A 14,002-nucleotide genomic window follows, 5' to 3' on the forward strand; every position below is an offset into this window, starting at 1 on the left:
GTAACTCCCTGAATTACATGGCGTTTGGCGTCAGAGGGTTGTCCAGGATCTTGCGGGTTGCCGTGGCCACGTCCTCTTGTCGCATCAGGCTTTCGCCGATCAGGAAGTTGCGGGCGCCATAGCGAGCCATGTCGGCCAGATCCTGCGGCGTGAACAGGCCGCTTTCGCAAACGATCGTGCGATCCGGCGGCACCAGACGCGACAGGGTGCGGGTGGTGTCCAGCGAGGTCTCGAAGGTCTTGAGGTTGCGGTTGTTGATCCCCATCAGCGGCGATTTCAACAGGCAGGCGCGTTCCAGCTCTTGCTCGTCGTGCACTTCCAGAAGCACGTCCATTTCCCAGTCAAAGGCGCATTGCTCCAGCTCTTGCGCCTGGGCATCGGACACGGAGGCGAGGATGATGAGGATGCAGTCCGCCCCCAAGGCCCGGGCCTCGGCGACCTGGTAGGGGTCATACATGAAATCCTTGCGCAGCGCGGGCAGGGCGCAGGCATCGCGGGCCTCGGTCAGGAAGGATTTGGCCCCCTGGAAGCTGGGCGTGTCGGTCAGCACCGAAAGACAGGTCGCGCCGCCTGCCTCATAGGCTTTGGCCAGCTCGGCCGGATTGAAGTCCGGGCGGATCAATCCCTTGGAGGGGCTGGCTTTCTTGATTTCTGCAATCAGGCCATACCCGGTCCGGCTTGCGCGCATCAGGCTGCGGGCAAAGCCGCGCACAGGCGAGGCCTCGCGGGCCTCGGCCTCCACTGCTTCGAGCGGTTTGGCAGATTTGTCCGCGGCCACTTCTTCGAGCTTGTAGGCCTTGATCTTGTCGAGCACGTTTTCGGTCATGCCGGTGCCTCCGTTCCTGCGTTCCAGTCTATGGTATCTTCGCCACGGGCGGCGAGCCAAGTGTTAACCCGCGAAAAGGGTCGTGAGCCGAAGAAGCCGCGCCGCGCCGAAAGTGGCGAGGGATGCGCGGTTTTCAGGATCAGGTGATCGCCCGGTTTGATATGTTTTTCAAGCTTTTGCGCAGCATTTCCCCAAAGGAGAAATGCCGTTGGCCGAGACGAGGTGAGCGCCAGGACCTGGTGAACCAGATGCTGCCAGCCCAAGTTCTGATGCGCGTTCGCCGCCCCGGCTGGAACGGTGAGCGCCGTATTCAGCAGCAAAACGCCTTGCTGCGCCCAACCGCGCAAGTCTCCATTGGGGCGGCGGATGCCAAGATCATCCTCCAACTCCTTGTAGATATTCGACAAGGAGCGGGGGAGAGGATGCACGTCCGGTGCCGTGGAGAACGCCAGCCCATGCGCATGACCCGGCGTGGGATAGGGATCCTGCCCCAGGATAACCACGCGTGTGGCGTCCGGCTGGGTCAGCTCCAGTGCCGCAAACCGTTGCGACGCTGGCGGCAGAATGTCTCGCTGATCCGCGCGCAAGGCAGACGCAATGGCCGGCCAGTGATCCGAGAAAAATGGAAGCTGGGCCCATTGGCCCAGCCCGGACGGCAGCTCGGTCATGCTTGTGATGTGATCCGGGCGAGCGCCTCGACCTTGGCCTTGGCCGCACCGCTGTCGATGGAGTCAGCAGCCTTGGCCACGCCGTCCTTCAGATCCGAGGCATGGCCTGCCACGACCAAGGCGGCAGCGGCGTTCAGTAACACCGCATCACGATAGGCGGAGGGTTCGCCAGCCAGCAGGGCCCGGAAGGCTTTCGCGTTGTCCTCGGGCGTGCCGCCGACGATCGCCTCGAACGGGTGCACGGGCAAGCCAGCCTGTTCAGGGTGGACTTCCATGTCGTTGATTTCACCGGTTTCTTCCAGTGCCGAGACCCAGCTTACACCCGTGATTGTCAGCTCGTCCGTGCCATCGGAGCCATGAACCAGCCATGCGCACTCGGCGCCCAGTGCCTTGAGCGTTTCAGCCATCGGACGGATCAGATCGCGGCTGAACGCACCGGTCAATTGCCGCTTGACGTTTGCTGGATTGGTCAAAGGGCCGAGAATGTTGAAGATCGTGCGAGTGCCCAGCTCGGACCGGGTCGGCATGACATGCGCCACCGCGGGGTGGTGCATGGGCGCCATCATGAAGCCGATCCCGGCCTCGTTTATGGCCTTCTCCACGACCTTGGCCCCGATCATCACGTTGATCCCCATCTGCGATTGCAGATCCGCGGTGCCGGATTTGGAGCTGAGGTTGCGGTTGCCATGCTTGGCCACCACCACGCCAGCGCCGGCGGTGACAAAGGCCGTCGCGGTGGAGATGTTCAACGTGTTCTTGCCGTCCCCTCCGGTGCCGACGATGTCGATGGCTCCGGCCGGGGCCTTGACCGGGTTGCACTTGGCGCGCATCACGGCGGCCGCCGCGGCGTATTCATCAACGCTTTCACCCCGGGTGCGCATCGCCATCAACAACCCGCCGATCTGGCTGGGTGTGGCTTCGCCTTCGAACAACAGGGTAAAGGCTTGCTCAGCCTCCGCGCGGGTCAGGGAGCGTTCGGCGGCGGCACCGATCAGCGGTTTCAGCTGTTCGCTCATGCCGGCACCTTCATCACGTCAAGAAAGTTTTTCAGCAACGCGTGGCCGTGTTCCGAGGCAATGGACTCGGGGTGGAACTGCACCCCGTGAATCGGAAGGTCCCGATGCTGAAGCCCCATGATGGTCCCGTCTTCCAATTCTGCGGTGACCTCCAGGCAGGCGGGAAGCGTTTCGCGCTCCACCACCAGAGAGTGGTAGCGTGTTGCCTCAAACGGGGAGGGCAAGCCTTTGAAAAGGCCGACATCCTTGTGGTGCATCGCGCCCATCTTGCCGTGCACGATCTCATGGCAGCGCACCACCTTGCCACCAAAGGCCTGTCCGATGGTCTGATGGCCAAGGCAAACGCCAAGCAGCGGCGTGCGGGTTTCGGCGGCGGCTTCTGTCAGGGCGAGGCAGATGCCCGCCTGGTCCGGATCACAGGGGCCCGGCGACAGCAGGATGCCCGCGGGCTTCATGGCCATGGCTTCCTGCACGTCGATGGCATCGTTTCGGCGCACTTCCATCTCCGCGCCAAGCTCACCGAGGTAATGGACGAGGTTGTAGGTAAAGGAGTCGTAGTTGTCGATCAGCAGCAGCATCTTGGCGGGCTCTTTTAAGGGTGGCGGGCGGGGGCCGCGCCGCAGTATAGTCGTTGCAACATACATGTTCAGGGATAAGAGGCAGCGTCAAGGGCAGGAAAGGCGATTGACCGGAGCGGGCGGCAACAGGCCCGCGGTCGAATTCGCAGTCGGACGCGCCACAGGCAATACGGATTGAGAGGCAGAACAGGCATGCGGGGATTTCTGGGCGGCGTGAGTGTCGGAGCGTTGCTGGCTGCAGGCGGGATGATGATGTTGTCGCTGTCGGTGCCATTGCCCGAGCGGCTGACCTCCGGCGCACCAACGGCGGATCAGCCGGTTGGCGCTACAGGTGATCTGGACCCAAGCCCTGCGGAGGCCGGTTCGAGGTCGCAGCCTGCGCCCGAGATGGTCGAGACCGCCGACAATGCGGATGCGCGCAACGAGGCTGCAAGCGATGCGCCGCTGTCCCCAGCACCTGAAACCGGTGCCACGCCACAGTTGCCGAATGGCGCGCCAAGCGGACAGGACGCGCCGACGCAGGAACTGGCGCGAGACGCTGACCTCGCCGAGGCGCAGCCGACCGGCCCTGGTTCGCTGGTGGCCCCTGACGATTTGAGTGCTTTGGCAGATGCAGATACCACGCCGACGCAACGCCCTGAGGTGAGCGCGGATACGGCAATCGCCGAGACGGCTGGACCGGATGTTGCGCAGGCGCCCGCGGTCGGTGGGGCAGAAACGGTAACGGAGCCGCAGACGCAGCTGCAACAGCCCGAGGTCCCGCCTGCGCCGCAGACCGAGGCTGCCGTTGGCGCCGCGACCGACCCTGCGCCGCTGCCGGTGGAAAGCGACGCCGATGACCGCGAAGCGGTTGAGGAAGACGTTCTGGCGACACTTCCGCCAAGTGATGACCCCGTTGTCGCACCCGAGGACGCCCCTCGATCCGATGCGGTGACGATTGTCACTCCGCCCTCTGGTGAGGCTGTGTCGCAGGCTCCGGACATTGGCTCCCCGCCGCGCGCCACGACGCTGCCTGTGATCGGCATTGCGCCCTCAGAGCCGGAGACCGAGGCAAGCGACACCGACCTGCCTGAAACGGAAACGCCTTCAGGTGAGGCCGAGACCGATCAGGTAGAGGACACCGCCAGCCTGTCGCCGCAGATCGGGACGCCGGTGGTACCCTTGACCGAGCGCGATGACGAGGAGCGGATCAGCGCAGTTGCATCCGGGGTACTGCCTTTTGCGGCTTACTCAGAACCCTTCGAGAACCCGGACGGGCGGCCGCTGATGTCCATTGTACTGATCGACGATGAGGGCGCTGTCGGAGCCGAAGCGCTGGCGGAGTTTCCCTATCCCTTGAGCTTTGCAATCGACCCGGAGGATCCCGATGCCGCCGCCAAAATGGCCGCGCGGCGCGCGGCCGGGTTCGAAGTCCTGATGCTGGCCGACTTGCCCCGCGACGCTGCGCCGCAGGATGCCGAAACGGCGCTGGAGGTCTGGCGGCGGCAATTGCCCGAAGCGGTGGCCATCCTCGAAGGCGTGGAGACCGGGGTGCAGGGAAACCGCCCGCTGGCGGATCAGGTTGCGGCCGTGGCCGCGTCAGCCGGTTACGGGCTGGTGACCCAGAACAGCGGCTTGAACACGGTGCAGAAACTGGCGCTGCGTGACGGGGTTCCCGCGGGCGTGGTGTTCCGGGATTTCGACGGTGCCGGGCAGGACCCGCGCGCGATCCGGCGCTTCTTGGATCAGGCGGCCTTCCGGGCCGGGCAGGAGGGCGCGGTGATCATGTTGGGCCGGCTGCGGCCGGATACGATTTCCGCCCTGCTGATCTGGGGGCTTCAGGACCGGGCGAGCCGCGTCGCCCTGGCACCGGTGTCCGCCAGCCTACTGGCCAAGCTACCGCCGAAATAACCATAAAAAACGGCGCCCGGATCGGGCGCCGCTTCGGTTGGCCGGAATATATCTCGACAGACACCTGCCGATGCGGTTTTCCACCGTTCAGCGGTTGCCGTTTCCAGTGAAACGCGCAGCGTCTGCCGCGGCGCGCCGGATGGCATTCGACTTGTGCACGGTTTCCATGTATTCCGCCTCTGGATCGCTGTCATAGACAACGCCGCCCCCGGCCTGGATGTAGAGCTTCTGATCCTTGACGATGGCGGTGCGCAGCGCGATGCACATGTCCATGTCGCCACCTGCGGAAAAATAGCCGACACCGCCGCCGTAGATGCCGCGCTTCTCCGGCTCCAGCTCATCGATGATTTCCATCGCGCGCACCTTGGGGGCGCCGGAGACGGTGCCCGCCGGCATACCGGCAAAGAAGGCGTCCAGCGCGTCCTTCTCCTCGGCCAGTTCACCGACGACGTTGGAAACGATGTGCATCACGTGGCTGTAGCGTTCAATGATGAACTTCTCGGTCGGGCGCACGGTGCCGATCTTGGAAACCCGGCCAGTGTCGTTGCGACCGAGGTCCAGCAGCATCAGATGTTCCGCCAGCTCCTTCTTGTCGGCCAGCAGGTCGGCCTCCAGCGCCTTGTCTTCTTCGGGCGTTGCACCGCGGGGGCGGGTGCCCGCGATCGGACGGATTGTGACCTCCTGCCCGAAGACGCGGACCAGGATTTCGGGGCTTGCGCCAACCACCTGGAAGCCGCCGAAGTTGAAGTAGAACATGAACGGCGACGGGTTGGTGCGGCGCAGCGAACGATAGAGCGCAAACGGCGGTTGACGGAATTCCTGGGTCCAGCGCTGTGCCGGAACCACCTGGAAGATGTCGCCTGCGCGGATGTACTCCTTGGCCTTCTCGACCGCGGCCATGTAGCCGTCCTTGGTGAAGTTTGACTGTGGCGGCGCGACCTCGTCGGCGTCGCCCAGATCGCGGCTTTCCGACGGCATGGAGCGTTCCAGATCCCGCACGGCGTCCATCACCCGTTCCGCCGCCTGGGCATAGGCGGCGCGGGCGGTCTGCCCTTCGCTGACCCACACAGGTGAGACCACCGTGACCTCGCCCTTGACGCCATCGAGCACGGCGATGACAGAGGGGCGCATCATCAGTGCATCCGGCAGCCCGAGCGGGTCCGGGTTCAAGTCCGGCAGGTGCTCGACCAGGCGGATCATGTCATAGCCGAGATAGCCGAATAGACCCGCCGCGGCCTGTGGCAGATCGTCGGGGAGGTCAATCCTGCTTTCGGCGATCAGGGCGCGCAGGTTGTCCAAGGGGTTGCCGTCCTGCGGCCTAAAAGCCTCGGCGTCAAACCGTGCGGACCGGTTCAGCGAGGACTGCTCCCCATGGCAGCGCCAGACGAGATCGGGTTTCATGCCGATGATCGAGTAGCGTCCGCGCACTTCGCCGCCAGTGACGGACTCCAGCATGAAGGCGTCCTTCTGGGCGCCTGTCAGTTTGAGCATCAGCGACACGGGGGTGTCGAGATCGGCAGCCAGGCGGGCGTAGACAACCTGGTTTTCACCGGCCTCATACGCCTTTGCAAATGTGTCGAAATCCGGGGTCAGAGCCATGGTCCGTGCCTATGTTACTGGAAGTTGGCCTGCGCTGCGTTCAGCGCCTGCTGGTCAACGCGGGGCTCCGCGCGGGTTTGCACGTCCTGCATGTAGGCCTGGAACAGCGCCTGTCCCAGCGACTGGTCGAGCTGCGCGCCGAGGGCCTGGGTCAGCAGGGCCAGGTCATCGCTTTCCTCGGGCGGCAGGGTGCTGTTGAGACGCACGACCACGACGGAGTTCTCATCCTGCACAAGGCGGAATTCGCCCGGCTGCATTTCGAACACCTGCTCCATCAGGTCGGCCGGAACGCTCTCCAGGTAGGCGGTGCGGGTCAGGCCGTTCTCGGTGATGACTTCCGCATCCTCGGCAAAGCTGTCGGCGTCTTCGGCGGCGGCAAGGACTGCTTCGCCCTGGTCGCGCAGGGCGGCAGCCAGTCGATCAGCCTGCCATGCTGCGAGAACCTTGTCGCGCGCCTCGGCAAAGGGCTGCGGGCGTTCGGGCAGAATTTCGTCAAGGCGCAGGGCAAACAGGCTGCCATCCTCGAGAAAGTCCACCTCGGGGAAGTCTTCCTCGGTCACCTTGGCGGCGGCGGCGCGGAATTCCTGGTAGGCGGCGATGCCTTCGCTGTCTTCGCCAGTCCAGTGGATCTGGGCCAGCTCCAGGCCGTTCTCGGTTGCCAGTTCCTCGAGGGTGGCACCGCCGGCCAGCATATCGTCGATGTCTTCCGACTGAGCCTCCACCAGGCGACGGGCGCGGTCGGATGCCAGCTCTTCGCGCAGTTCGGGTTCCGCCTGCTCAAACGGGGTGATCTGTGCTTCGAGGCGGCCGTTCACACGATACAGGGCAGGGCCGAGATCCGAGGGCAGCGGGCCCACGACATCGCCAACTTCCGCCGAGAAGACCGCTTCGCCAGCCGCGCCGAGTTCGCCCATTGCAACGTCGCCCAAGTCGATGTCCTGCAGGTTGAGGCCGCGGCTTTCGACCAGGCTTTCAAAGGTGGCGCCACCGGTTTCCAGCTGCGCCTTGGCGCTGGCGGCGCGGTCTTCGTCCGCGAAGACCAGGCGTTCGACCAGCCGCCGCTCAGGCTGCTGGTACTGGTCGGCACGATCGTGGAACAGTTTCTCCAGATTTTCCTCCGGGATTTCGATTTCGTCCAGCAGCATGTCGGGACGCAGCGCTGCATAGGTGATGACCTTGGTTTCCGGGAGCATGAACCGCTGCTGATGCGCGTCGTAATATTCCCGCAGAGTTTCGTCCGACGGCACCTCGGCGGTGAGGGCAATGTCGCCTGCATTCAGCTGCACGTAGGAGAAGCTGCGGCGCGCACCGATGTAGTCGGTCAGCGTTTTCGTCAGCGTGTCAGGCATGTCAGCGCCAGCCAGTATCGCGCCTTGGATCAGGGTGCGTGCGGCCTCGCGGCGAAGATCGGCCTCGAATTCGTTTTCGCTCAACCCGACATTGTTGAGCGCAAAGCTGTAGGCCTCGCGGTCGAATTTGCCGTCCACGCCTTGGAACGCGTCAATGGCGGCAAGTTCCTTGATCAGGTTTTCGTCGCCAATCGACAGTCCCAGTTCGGCCGCTTCGTGATCGAGGGCAGCGATTGAGATCAGCCGTCCAAGAACCATGCGGTCAATCCCGAAGGCGCTGAGCTGCGCCATGGTGACGGGCTGGCCGGTCTGGGATTGCAGCGACTGTTGCTCACGACGCAGCTCGCGCACGTAGTCGGCAATGCGCACTTCCTGATCGCCGACGCGAGCAACAGACGACGCCGAGCTGGTGAAGTTCACCGCGCCGAAACCGGCGAGACCCACGATCAGCATCCCCATCAGGATCCAGACAAAGGTTTTTGATAGCTTTTTCATGCCTGCGGCCATGATGCCCTCTTTAGTGATGTGTCCTGCGGGGAGCGGCCCCGACGGGAATAAATGCCGCTGACTGAATACGCGGCTGCTCGCAGCGGAGCAAGGTGATTGCGGTGTGCCCGGAACGCTTCAGGCGTCGAATGCCGCCAGCCGGTCGAACAACTCTGCGATGCCGTCGACATCGACATTGGCAAAAGCAATCCGGAACTGTCGCGCGCCGTCCGGATTGTCCGCCGGCATGAACATCGAGCCCGGCAACATCAGCACCGAGGCCTCGGCGACCAGCCTGCGCGCGATGTCCTCGGCGCTTTGCTTGAAGGGATGCTCGACATAGGCGAAATAGGCCCCGCACCCCAGGAGTTTCCAACCCCGGGCAGCAAGGGTGGGAAACCCAGCTTCGATGGCGGCGCGCCGGGCAAGGATTTCCCGACGTTCCTCTGCCAGCCAGCTGCCAAGGTTTTCGATCCCCCAAAGCGCGCCGATCTGTCCGAGCTGCGCCGGACAGATGGTGACGGTGTCGAGGAACTTCTCCATTTCAAACAGCCTGGCCGGTGCGGCGGCAATCGCGCCGACCCGGTGCCCGGTAAGCCGGTAGGCCTTGGAGAACGAATAGAGGTGGATCAGCGTCTCGGGCCAGTTCGGCAACTGGAAAAGCCCGTGCGGCGCGCCCTCGCGGCTGTCGAAATCGCGATAGGTCTCGTCCAAAATCAGCGTGAGGCCCCGGGCGCGCGCGAGCTCAAAGAAGTCGCGGAGCAATTCGGCGGGGTATTCGACGCCGGTCGGGTTGTTGGGCGTGACCAGCACGATGGTCCGCGTGCGGGGCGTGATCAGCGCCTCGGCCTCGGCGACCGAGGGCAGCATGCCCGGCCCGACCTGGAGCGGCTGCGCGCGGACGCCGGTCATGTCCAGCCACATCTTGTGATTGAAGTACCAAGGGACCGGGATGATGACATCATCGCCTTCGCCGCAGAGAGCCGATATGGTGGCGGCAAAGGCTTGGTTGCAGCCGGAGGTGATGGCTACCTGATCCGCCGTGATCTGTGCTTCGTAATGGCTGGAGATCTGTGCCGCCAGCGCCTGCCGCAGGTCCGGGTTGCCCAGCACGGGCCCATAGAGATGCGCGGCGGTGTCCTGCAGGACGGCCTCGGCCATGGCCCGGCGCAGCCCTTCGGGCGGGGCTTCGGCGGGAGCCGCCTGGCTGACGTTCAGCAGAGGCCGGTTTTTGGGGAAGTCCACGCCGTCAAGCCAGCGGCGCGATTCGACGATGGGCGAGACAAAGGTGGCCTGTGTGCGGGGGGTAGTCATGCAATGTCCTGTCGGCGGCAATGTTGAAATATTCTTGGTGCTCTTGCGGCGCGACATGTCTGACACGGCGTCTGGTGTACCTCAAGCTGTAAAGGTGCGCAGGAAATCCGGTTTCAGACCGGGCCGCGCGGACCAAATGCGCTCCGTTAAAAGAAAACGGGGATGCCGCCACGATGGCGCATCCCCGTTCTCAGGTCGGTCAGCCGGGCAGGGGGTCAGTCCTTGCCGCGGTAGGGTTCGACATATTGCAGCGCCATGTCCCATGGGAAGAAGATCCAGGTATCCTGGCTCACTTCCGTGATGAAGGTATCGACCATCGGACGCCCCTTGGGCTTGGCGTAAACGGTGGCGAAATGGGCCTTGGGGTACATCTGGCGCACCAGCTCCAGCGTCTTGCCGCTGTCCACGAGGTCATCGATGATCAGCACGCCCTCGCCGTCGCCCATCAGCTTGGCATCCGGGGCCTTCAGAACCTCGGCCTCACCCTGGGCCTGATGGTGGTAGGACTTCACCGAAATGGTGTCGACCGTGCGGATGTCCAGCTCGCGGCTGACGATCATCGCGGGCGCCATGCCGCCGCGGGTGATCGCCACAACGGCGCGCCAGGGCGTGCCGTTTGGCCCCTGGCCGTCGAGGCGCCAGGCCAGGGCCCGGCTGTCGCGGTGGATCTGATCCCAGCTGATGTGAAAGCCTTTTTCGTGTGGCAGACGGTCTGTCATGGTGTTTGCTCCCCGCGAGGTCGCGCCAGAGTGCCTGAACCGGGAAAGCTCGCCCGGATCAGGCTGGAGTGGCTGGTTTCTTGTTACTTGGTGATATCCGGCGCGTCCACGGCCTTCATGCCGACGACATGATAGCCCGCGTCCACGTGCAGGTTCTCCCCGGTCACGCCGGAGCTGAGGTCGGACAACAGGTAAAGCGCGGATTTGCCGACATCGTCGATGGTCACGTTGCGGCGCAGCGGCGAGTTGTATTCGTTCCACTTCATGATGTAGCGGAAATCACCGATGCCGGACGCGGCCAGCGTCTTGATCGGGCCGGCGGAGATCGCGTTGACGCGGATGCCGTCCTTGCCCAGATCCTCGGCCAGGTATTTCACGGAGGCTTCCAGCGCGGCCTTGGCCACACCCATCACATTATAATGTGGCATCACCTGCTCTGCGCCGTAATACGTCAGCGTCAGCAGCGAACCGCCGTCGTTCATCATCTTTTCGGCGCGGTTGGCAACAGCGGTGAAGGAATACACCGAGATGTCCATGGTCATCTGGAAGTTGCCGCGGGTGGTGTCGACGTAGCGGCCGCGCAGTTCGTTCTTGTCGGAGAAGCCAATGGCGTGCACCACGAAGTCCAGCTTGCCCCATTTCTCTTCCAGCGCTGCGAACAAAGCGTCGATCGACCCTTCGTCGGAGACGTCACACGGCAGGACGATGTCGCTGCCCAGCTGTTCGGCCAGCGGGCCGACACGCTTTTTCAGAGCCTCGCCCTGGTAGGAAAACGCCAGCTCAGCACCGGCCTCGGCGCAAGCTTTGGCGATGCCCCAGGCAATCGATTTGTCGTTGGCCAGGCCCATGATGAGGCCGCGTTTACCGGCCATCAGTTGACTAGACATGCAGGGTACTCCGCCTGTGTTCTATTGAATTAGGCGGTGTTTAATATGCTGGGCGCACCGCATCAAGCCTTCACGGCCTTGTCGAGGGGCGGGAAGCTGCATAGGTTGCGGGAAAAGTTCAACCGAGGTGTCCGATGTCAGACCGATCCGGAATTTTTGCAGGCGATGATCCTTTTGCCATCGCGCGGGCCTGGCTGGCCGAAGCGGAAACCAGCGAACCGAACGATCCCAACGCCATTGCGCTTGCCACGGTTGATGAAACCGGATTGCCGAACAGCCGGATGGTTCTGCTGAAGGAGATCGAGGATGACGCCTTTGTCTTCTACACCAATTACCAGAGCGCCAAGGCCCGGGAACTGGACCAGGCGGGAAAGGCGGCCTTCGTGATGCACTGGAAGACCCTGCGTCGCCAGATCCGTGTCCGCGGCCTGATCACCCGGGAGGACGGGGCCAAGGCAGATGAATATTTTCGGTCACGATCACTCAAAAGTCGGCTGGGGGCCTGGGCCTCGCAGCAATCGCAGCCGCTTGAAAGCCGTGCGGCCCTGCTGGCCGAAGTTGCCAAGGTAACGGCAAAACAGGGGCCAAACCCCGCGCGTCCGCCGTTCTGGGGGGGCTATCGTTTGGCACCGCTGGAAATTGAGTTCTGGGCCGATGGCGCCTTCCGGCTGCATGACCGTTTTCGCTGGCGACGTACGGAGTTATCGGCGAATTGGGAGGTTGTCCGCTTGAATCCTTGATCGGATTAACCAATGTTAACCGTGGGTCAATAGCGAATTCGTGACAATTTCAAGACTTTTTAACTTGAACTCCAATGTCAGAATCGCGCATCTGATCAGCGTCAAAATATAAAAAATATGTGGGAACATTAAGTGGCAGAAGATCTCAGCAGCTTGCAGCAGGTACAAGGGCTGGTGAAGTGGTTCGACCCGGCCAAGGGCTATGGGTTCGTGGTTTCCGACGAGAGCGGCCCGGACATTCTGCTGCATGTAAATGTCTTGCGTAATTTCGGACAAAGCTCGGTGGCAGACGGTGCCCGCATCGAAGTGGTGACCCATCAGACCGGTCGCGGCGTGCAAGCGGTCGAGGTTCTGTCGATCCAGCCGCCCGAGCGCAGCGACACGCCGGTGCTCAGCGATTTTGCCGATCTTGATATGAGCAGCCTGCGCGATGAGCCGCTGGAGCCTGCACGGGTGAAGTGGTTCGACAAGGGCAAGGGGTTCGGCTTTGCCAATGTTTTTGGCCGGGACGAAGACGTGTTCCTGCACGTCGAAGTGCTCCGCCAGTCGGGCCTCGCGGACCTGCAACCGGGTGAGGCGCTGGCTATGCGCGTCATCGACGGCAAGCGCGGCCGGATGGCTGTGGAAGTTCTGGCGTGGGAAGCCGCGCTGTCCTCGGACACACGGGACTGACGCTATGGGGCTGCGGCGCGCTTTGCTCAGCATGGCCGTTGCAGCGCTCCTGAGCGTCGCCGCCGCACCCGCCTTCGCAGGCTGCTCCGCCGATAAGGCGCAGCTGCGGGGCGATTGGGGGCAAACCTCGTTCACCGTTGAAATCGCTGACACCGAGGCCGAACGCGCCCGTGGGCTGATGTTTCGCGAGACCTTGCCTCGCGGGGCAGGGATGTTGTTCGTGTACGACCGCCCACAGCCCGTGGCCTTCTGGATGAAGAACACGCTGATCCCGCTGGATCTGATCTTTCTGGACAGGCAGGGGCGGGTAATGCGCGTGCATGAAGACGCGGTTCCCGGGGATCTGACGCCGATACATGGCGGCAATGAGGTGTTTGCGGTCCTGGAGATCAACGCCGGGCTTGCGCGTCGTTATGGCATTGCCGTCGGCAGCCAGATGCAACACGAAATTTTTTCGCAAGATAGCGCAGTTTGGCCCTGTTAGGGCTTTTCAAATCAGTCAGGCGGATATAGGAAAGCGCACGGTCCGGGGCGTGGCGCAGTCTGGTAGCGCACCTGTTTTGGGTACAGGGGGTCGTGAGTTCGAATCTCGCCGCCCCGACCACTTATCATCAAAATGATCAGATCGCTTGTTTGCCCTTTCCTGGGGCGGGCAGGCTGATTCTGTTGCTGCCCAGGTGCGCTGTGTACCGGCGCGGTGGTGTTAAGGGGTTGTTAACCCCTTGTTAGGGGTTTGTTAACCGGCTGACGCCAAGAGGCGTCAATTGCGCGACGCGAGCGGCCATTCCCAAAACCGCGATCGTCAAGCCAAAGAGGTGCCAGCGTAAAATCTACGCCACCGCATCTTCGCGACCCAAACGGGCAATTTCCGGTCGGCCACACCTGGCGGGCATGCGGTCGCATTTGACGCGCTCCGGACAAGTTGTTAGGCGGATGGAAGAAATACGGCTGGCTTTGATCGACCGCCTGCATCCCCGCTCTGGTGTCGATCTGTGGATGAATCGTCGCAGCTTCGGCGACCCTCGATGCGGCTGAGAGCGTCAACAGCAAAGATGGCCTCAAAGGCGTAAATTTTGCGTTGACCCTTTATGGTGGAATACGTCAAATTGTGTTTACCGGTTGCACTGGCACTAAATCTGGTGGGGTTAATTGCCGCGGCAACAACGCTGATAACAGCAGACAACCTATCTGGTCTGGCCATCGCAGGTCTTGGACGCGCCATGTCGTGGTGAGGAGTTGGATTCTGCTTTGGGTGGCC

General features: G+C 63.0%; 14 protein-coding genes and 1 tRNA gene. 6 read left to right on the forward strand and 9 right to left on the reverse strand.

Annotated features, from left to right (window positions below; all coding sequences use genetic code 11):
- Positions 1-13: 13 nt before the first annotated feature.
- From trpC to ACZ52D_RS15745, 4 genes are read right to left on the reverse strand one after another with little or no spacing between them, the layout of a single operon-like run.
- Entirely contained in the window at positions 14-826 is an 813-nt protein-coding gene (gene trpC / locus ACZ52D_RS15730; protein ID WP_222453104.1) for an indole-3-glycerol phosphate synthase TrpC, read from the reverse strand.
- Complete coding sequence (locus ACZ52D_RS15735) at positions 823-1,494, reverse strand: uracil-DNA glycosylase (protein ID WP_464441901.1); 672 nt, start codon at positions 1,492-1,494, stop codon at positions 823-825. The genes trpC and ACZ52D_RS15735 overlap by 4 nt, the downstream gene beginning before the upstream one ends.
- Complete coding sequence (gene trpD, locus ACZ52D_RS15740; RefSeq protein ID WP_464441902.1) at positions 1,491-2,510, reverse strand: anthranilate phosphoribosyltransferase; 1,020 nt, start codon at positions 2,508-2,510, stop codon at positions 1,491-1,493. Before trpD ends, ACZ52D_RS15735 begins: the two co-directional genes overlap by 4 nt.
- On the reverse strand, positions 2,507-3,088 hold the full coding sequence (locus ACZ52D_RS15745) for an anthranilate synthase component II (RefSeq protein WP_369929370.1): 582 nt from the start codon (positions 3,086-3,088) through the stop codon (positions 2,507-2,509). The genes trpD and ACZ52D_RS15745 overlap by 4 nt, the downstream gene beginning before the upstream one ends.
- A 192-nt stretch (positions 3,089-3,280) precedes the next feature.
- Here ACZ52D_RS15745 and ACZ52D_RS15750 point away from each other — a divergent pair, with 192 nt between their 5' ends.
- Positions 3,281-4,978: a divergent polysaccharide deacetylase family protein gene (locus ACZ52D_RS15750; protein ID WP_464441903.1), complete on the forward strand. Its 1,698-nt coding sequence runs from the start codon at positions 3,281-3,283 to the stop codon at positions 4,976-4,978.
- An 87-nt stretch (positions 4,979-5,065) separates the two neighbouring features.
- On the opposite strand, the gene trpE is transcribed toward ACZ52D_RS15750, so the two are convergent.
- The 5 genes from trpE to fabI form a co-directional block, all read right to left on the reverse strand.
- Complete coding sequence (gene trpE, locus ACZ52D_RS15755) at positions 5,066-6,577, reverse strand: anthranilate synthase component I (RefSeq protein ID WP_464441904.1); 1,512 nt, start codon at positions 6,575-6,577, stop codon at positions 5,066-5,068.
- Positions 6,578-6,591: 14 nt separating this feature from the next.
- Complete coding sequence (locus tag ACZ52D_RS15760; protein ID WP_464441905.1) at positions 6,592-8,433, reverse strand: peptidyl-prolyl cis-trans isomerase; 1,842 nt, start codon at positions 8,431-8,433, stop codon at positions 6,592-6,594.
- Between the two features lie 117 nt (positions 8,434-8,550).
- Complete coding sequence (locus tag ACZ52D_RS15765) at positions 8,551-9,726, reverse strand: aminotransferase (protein WP_464441906.1); 1,176 nt, start codon at positions 9,724-9,726, stop codon at positions 8,551-8,553.
- 215 nt (positions 9,727-9,941) lie between these two features.
- The gene (gpt, locus tag ACZ52D_RS15770; RefSeq protein WP_222453096.1) at positions 9,942-10,445 is read right to left on the reverse strand and encodes a xanthine phosphoribosyltransferase; all 504 of its coding nucleotides are present in this window, start codon (positions 10,443-10,445) and stop codon (positions 9,942-9,944) included.
- Positions 10,446-10,528: 83 nt separating this feature from the next.
- Positions 10,529-11,332: an enoyl-ACP reductase FabI gene (gene fabI / locus ACZ52D_RS15775; RefSeq protein WP_222453095.1), complete on the reverse strand. Its 804-nt coding sequence runs from the start codon at positions 11,330-11,332 to the stop codon at positions 10,529-10,531.
- A 134-nt stretch (positions 11,333-11,466) separates the two neighbouring features.
- On the opposite strand from fabI, the gene pdxH reads away from it, so the two are divergent.
- The 5 genes from pdxH to ACZ52D_RS15800 all read left to right on the forward strand — a co-directional run bounded on the left by pdxH (position 11,467) and on the right by ACZ52D_RS15800 (position 13,976).
- Positions 11,467-12,072 carry a pyridoxamine 5'-phosphate oxidase gene (pdxH, locus tag ACZ52D_RS15780; protein ID WP_464441908.1) on the forward strand — a complete coding sequence of 202 codons (606 nt, stop codon included), beginning with the start codon at positions 11,467-11,469 and terminating at the stop codon, positions 12,070-12,072.
- Between the two features lie 132 nt (positions 12,073-12,204).
- Positions 12,205-12,744, forward strand: a complete 540-nt coding sequence (locus ACZ52D_RS15785; RefSeq protein WP_222453093.1) for a cold-shock protein — start codon at positions 12,205-12,207, stop codon at positions 12,742-12,744.
- A 31-nt stretch (positions 12,745-12,775) separates the two neighbouring features.
- On the forward strand, positions 12,776-13,228 hold the full coding sequence (locus ACZ52D_RS15790) for a DUF192 domain-containing protein (RefSeq protein ID WP_464441910.1): 453 nt from the start codon (positions 12,776-12,778) through the stop codon (positions 13,226-13,228).
- A gap of 43 nt (positions 13,229-13,271) precedes the next feature.
- Positions 13,272-13,348: transfer RNA gene (locus ACZ52D_RS15795), tRNA-Pro, on the forward strand.
- 484 nt (positions 13,349-13,832) lie between these two features.
- A complete protein-coding gene (locus ACZ52D_RS15800) occupies positions 13,833-13,976 on the forward strand; it encodes a hypothetical protein (protein ID WP_464441911.1) in 144 nt (47 codons plus the stop codon).
- Positions 13,977-14,002: the final 26 nt, after the last annotated feature.

This window comes from Leisingera sp. S2M4 (genome assembly GCF_055398055.1).

Bases quoted from the DNA above. Each gene is read 5' to 3' on its own strand.
- pdxH (WP_464441908.1), top strand. From the start codon at position 11,467: ATGTCAGACCGATCCGGAATTTTTGCAGGCGATGATCCTTTTGCCATC.
- gpt (WP_222453096.1), bottom strand. From the start codon at position 10,445: ATGACAGACCGTCTGCCACACGAAAAAGGCTTTCACATCAGCTGGGAT.
- fabI (WP_222453095.1), bottom strand. From the start codon at position 11,332: ATGTCTAGTCAACTGATGGCCGGTAAACGCGGCCTCATCATGGGCCTG.
- trpD (WP_464441902.1), bottom strand. From the start codon at position 2,510: ATGAGCGAACAGCTGAAACCGCTGATCGGTGCCGCCGCCGAACGCTCC.
- ACZ52D_RS15765 (WP_464441906.1), bottom strand. From the start codon at position 9,726: ATGACTACCCCCCGCACACAGGCCACCTTTGTCTCGCCCATCGTCGAA.
- trpC (WP_222453104.1), bottom strand. From the start codon at position 826: ATGACCGAAAACGTGCTCGACAAGATCAAGGCCTACAAGCTCGAAGAA.
- ACZ52D_RS15735 (WP_464441901.1), bottom strand. From the start codon at position 1,494: ATGACCGAGCTGCCGTCCGGGCTGGGCCAATGGGCCCAGCTTCCATTT.
- ACZ52D_RS15760 (WP_464441905.1), bottom strand. From the start codon at position 8,433: ATGGCCGCAGGCATGAAAAAGCTATCAAAAACCTTTGTCTGGATCCTG.
- ACZ52D_RS15750 (WP_464441903.1), top strand. From the start codon at position 3,281: ATGCGGGGATTTCTGGGCGGCGTGAGTGTCGGAGCGTTGCTGGCTGCA.
- ACZ52D_RS15745 (WP_369929370.1), bottom strand. From the start codon at position 3,088: ATGCTGCTGCTGATCGACAACTACGACTCCTTTACCTACAACCTCGTC.
- ACZ52D_RS15790 (WP_464441910.1), top strand. From the start codon at position 12,776: ATGGCCGTTGCAGCGCTCCTGAGCGTCGCCGCCGCACCCGCCTTCGCA.
- trpE (WP_464441904.1), bottom strand. From the start codon at position 6,577: ATGGCTCTGACCCCGGATTTCGACACATTTGCAAAGGCGTATGAGGCC.
- ACZ52D_RS15800 (WP_464441911.1), top strand. From the start codon at position 13,833: ATGGTGGAATACGTCAAATTGTGTTTACCGGTTGCACTGGCACTAAAT.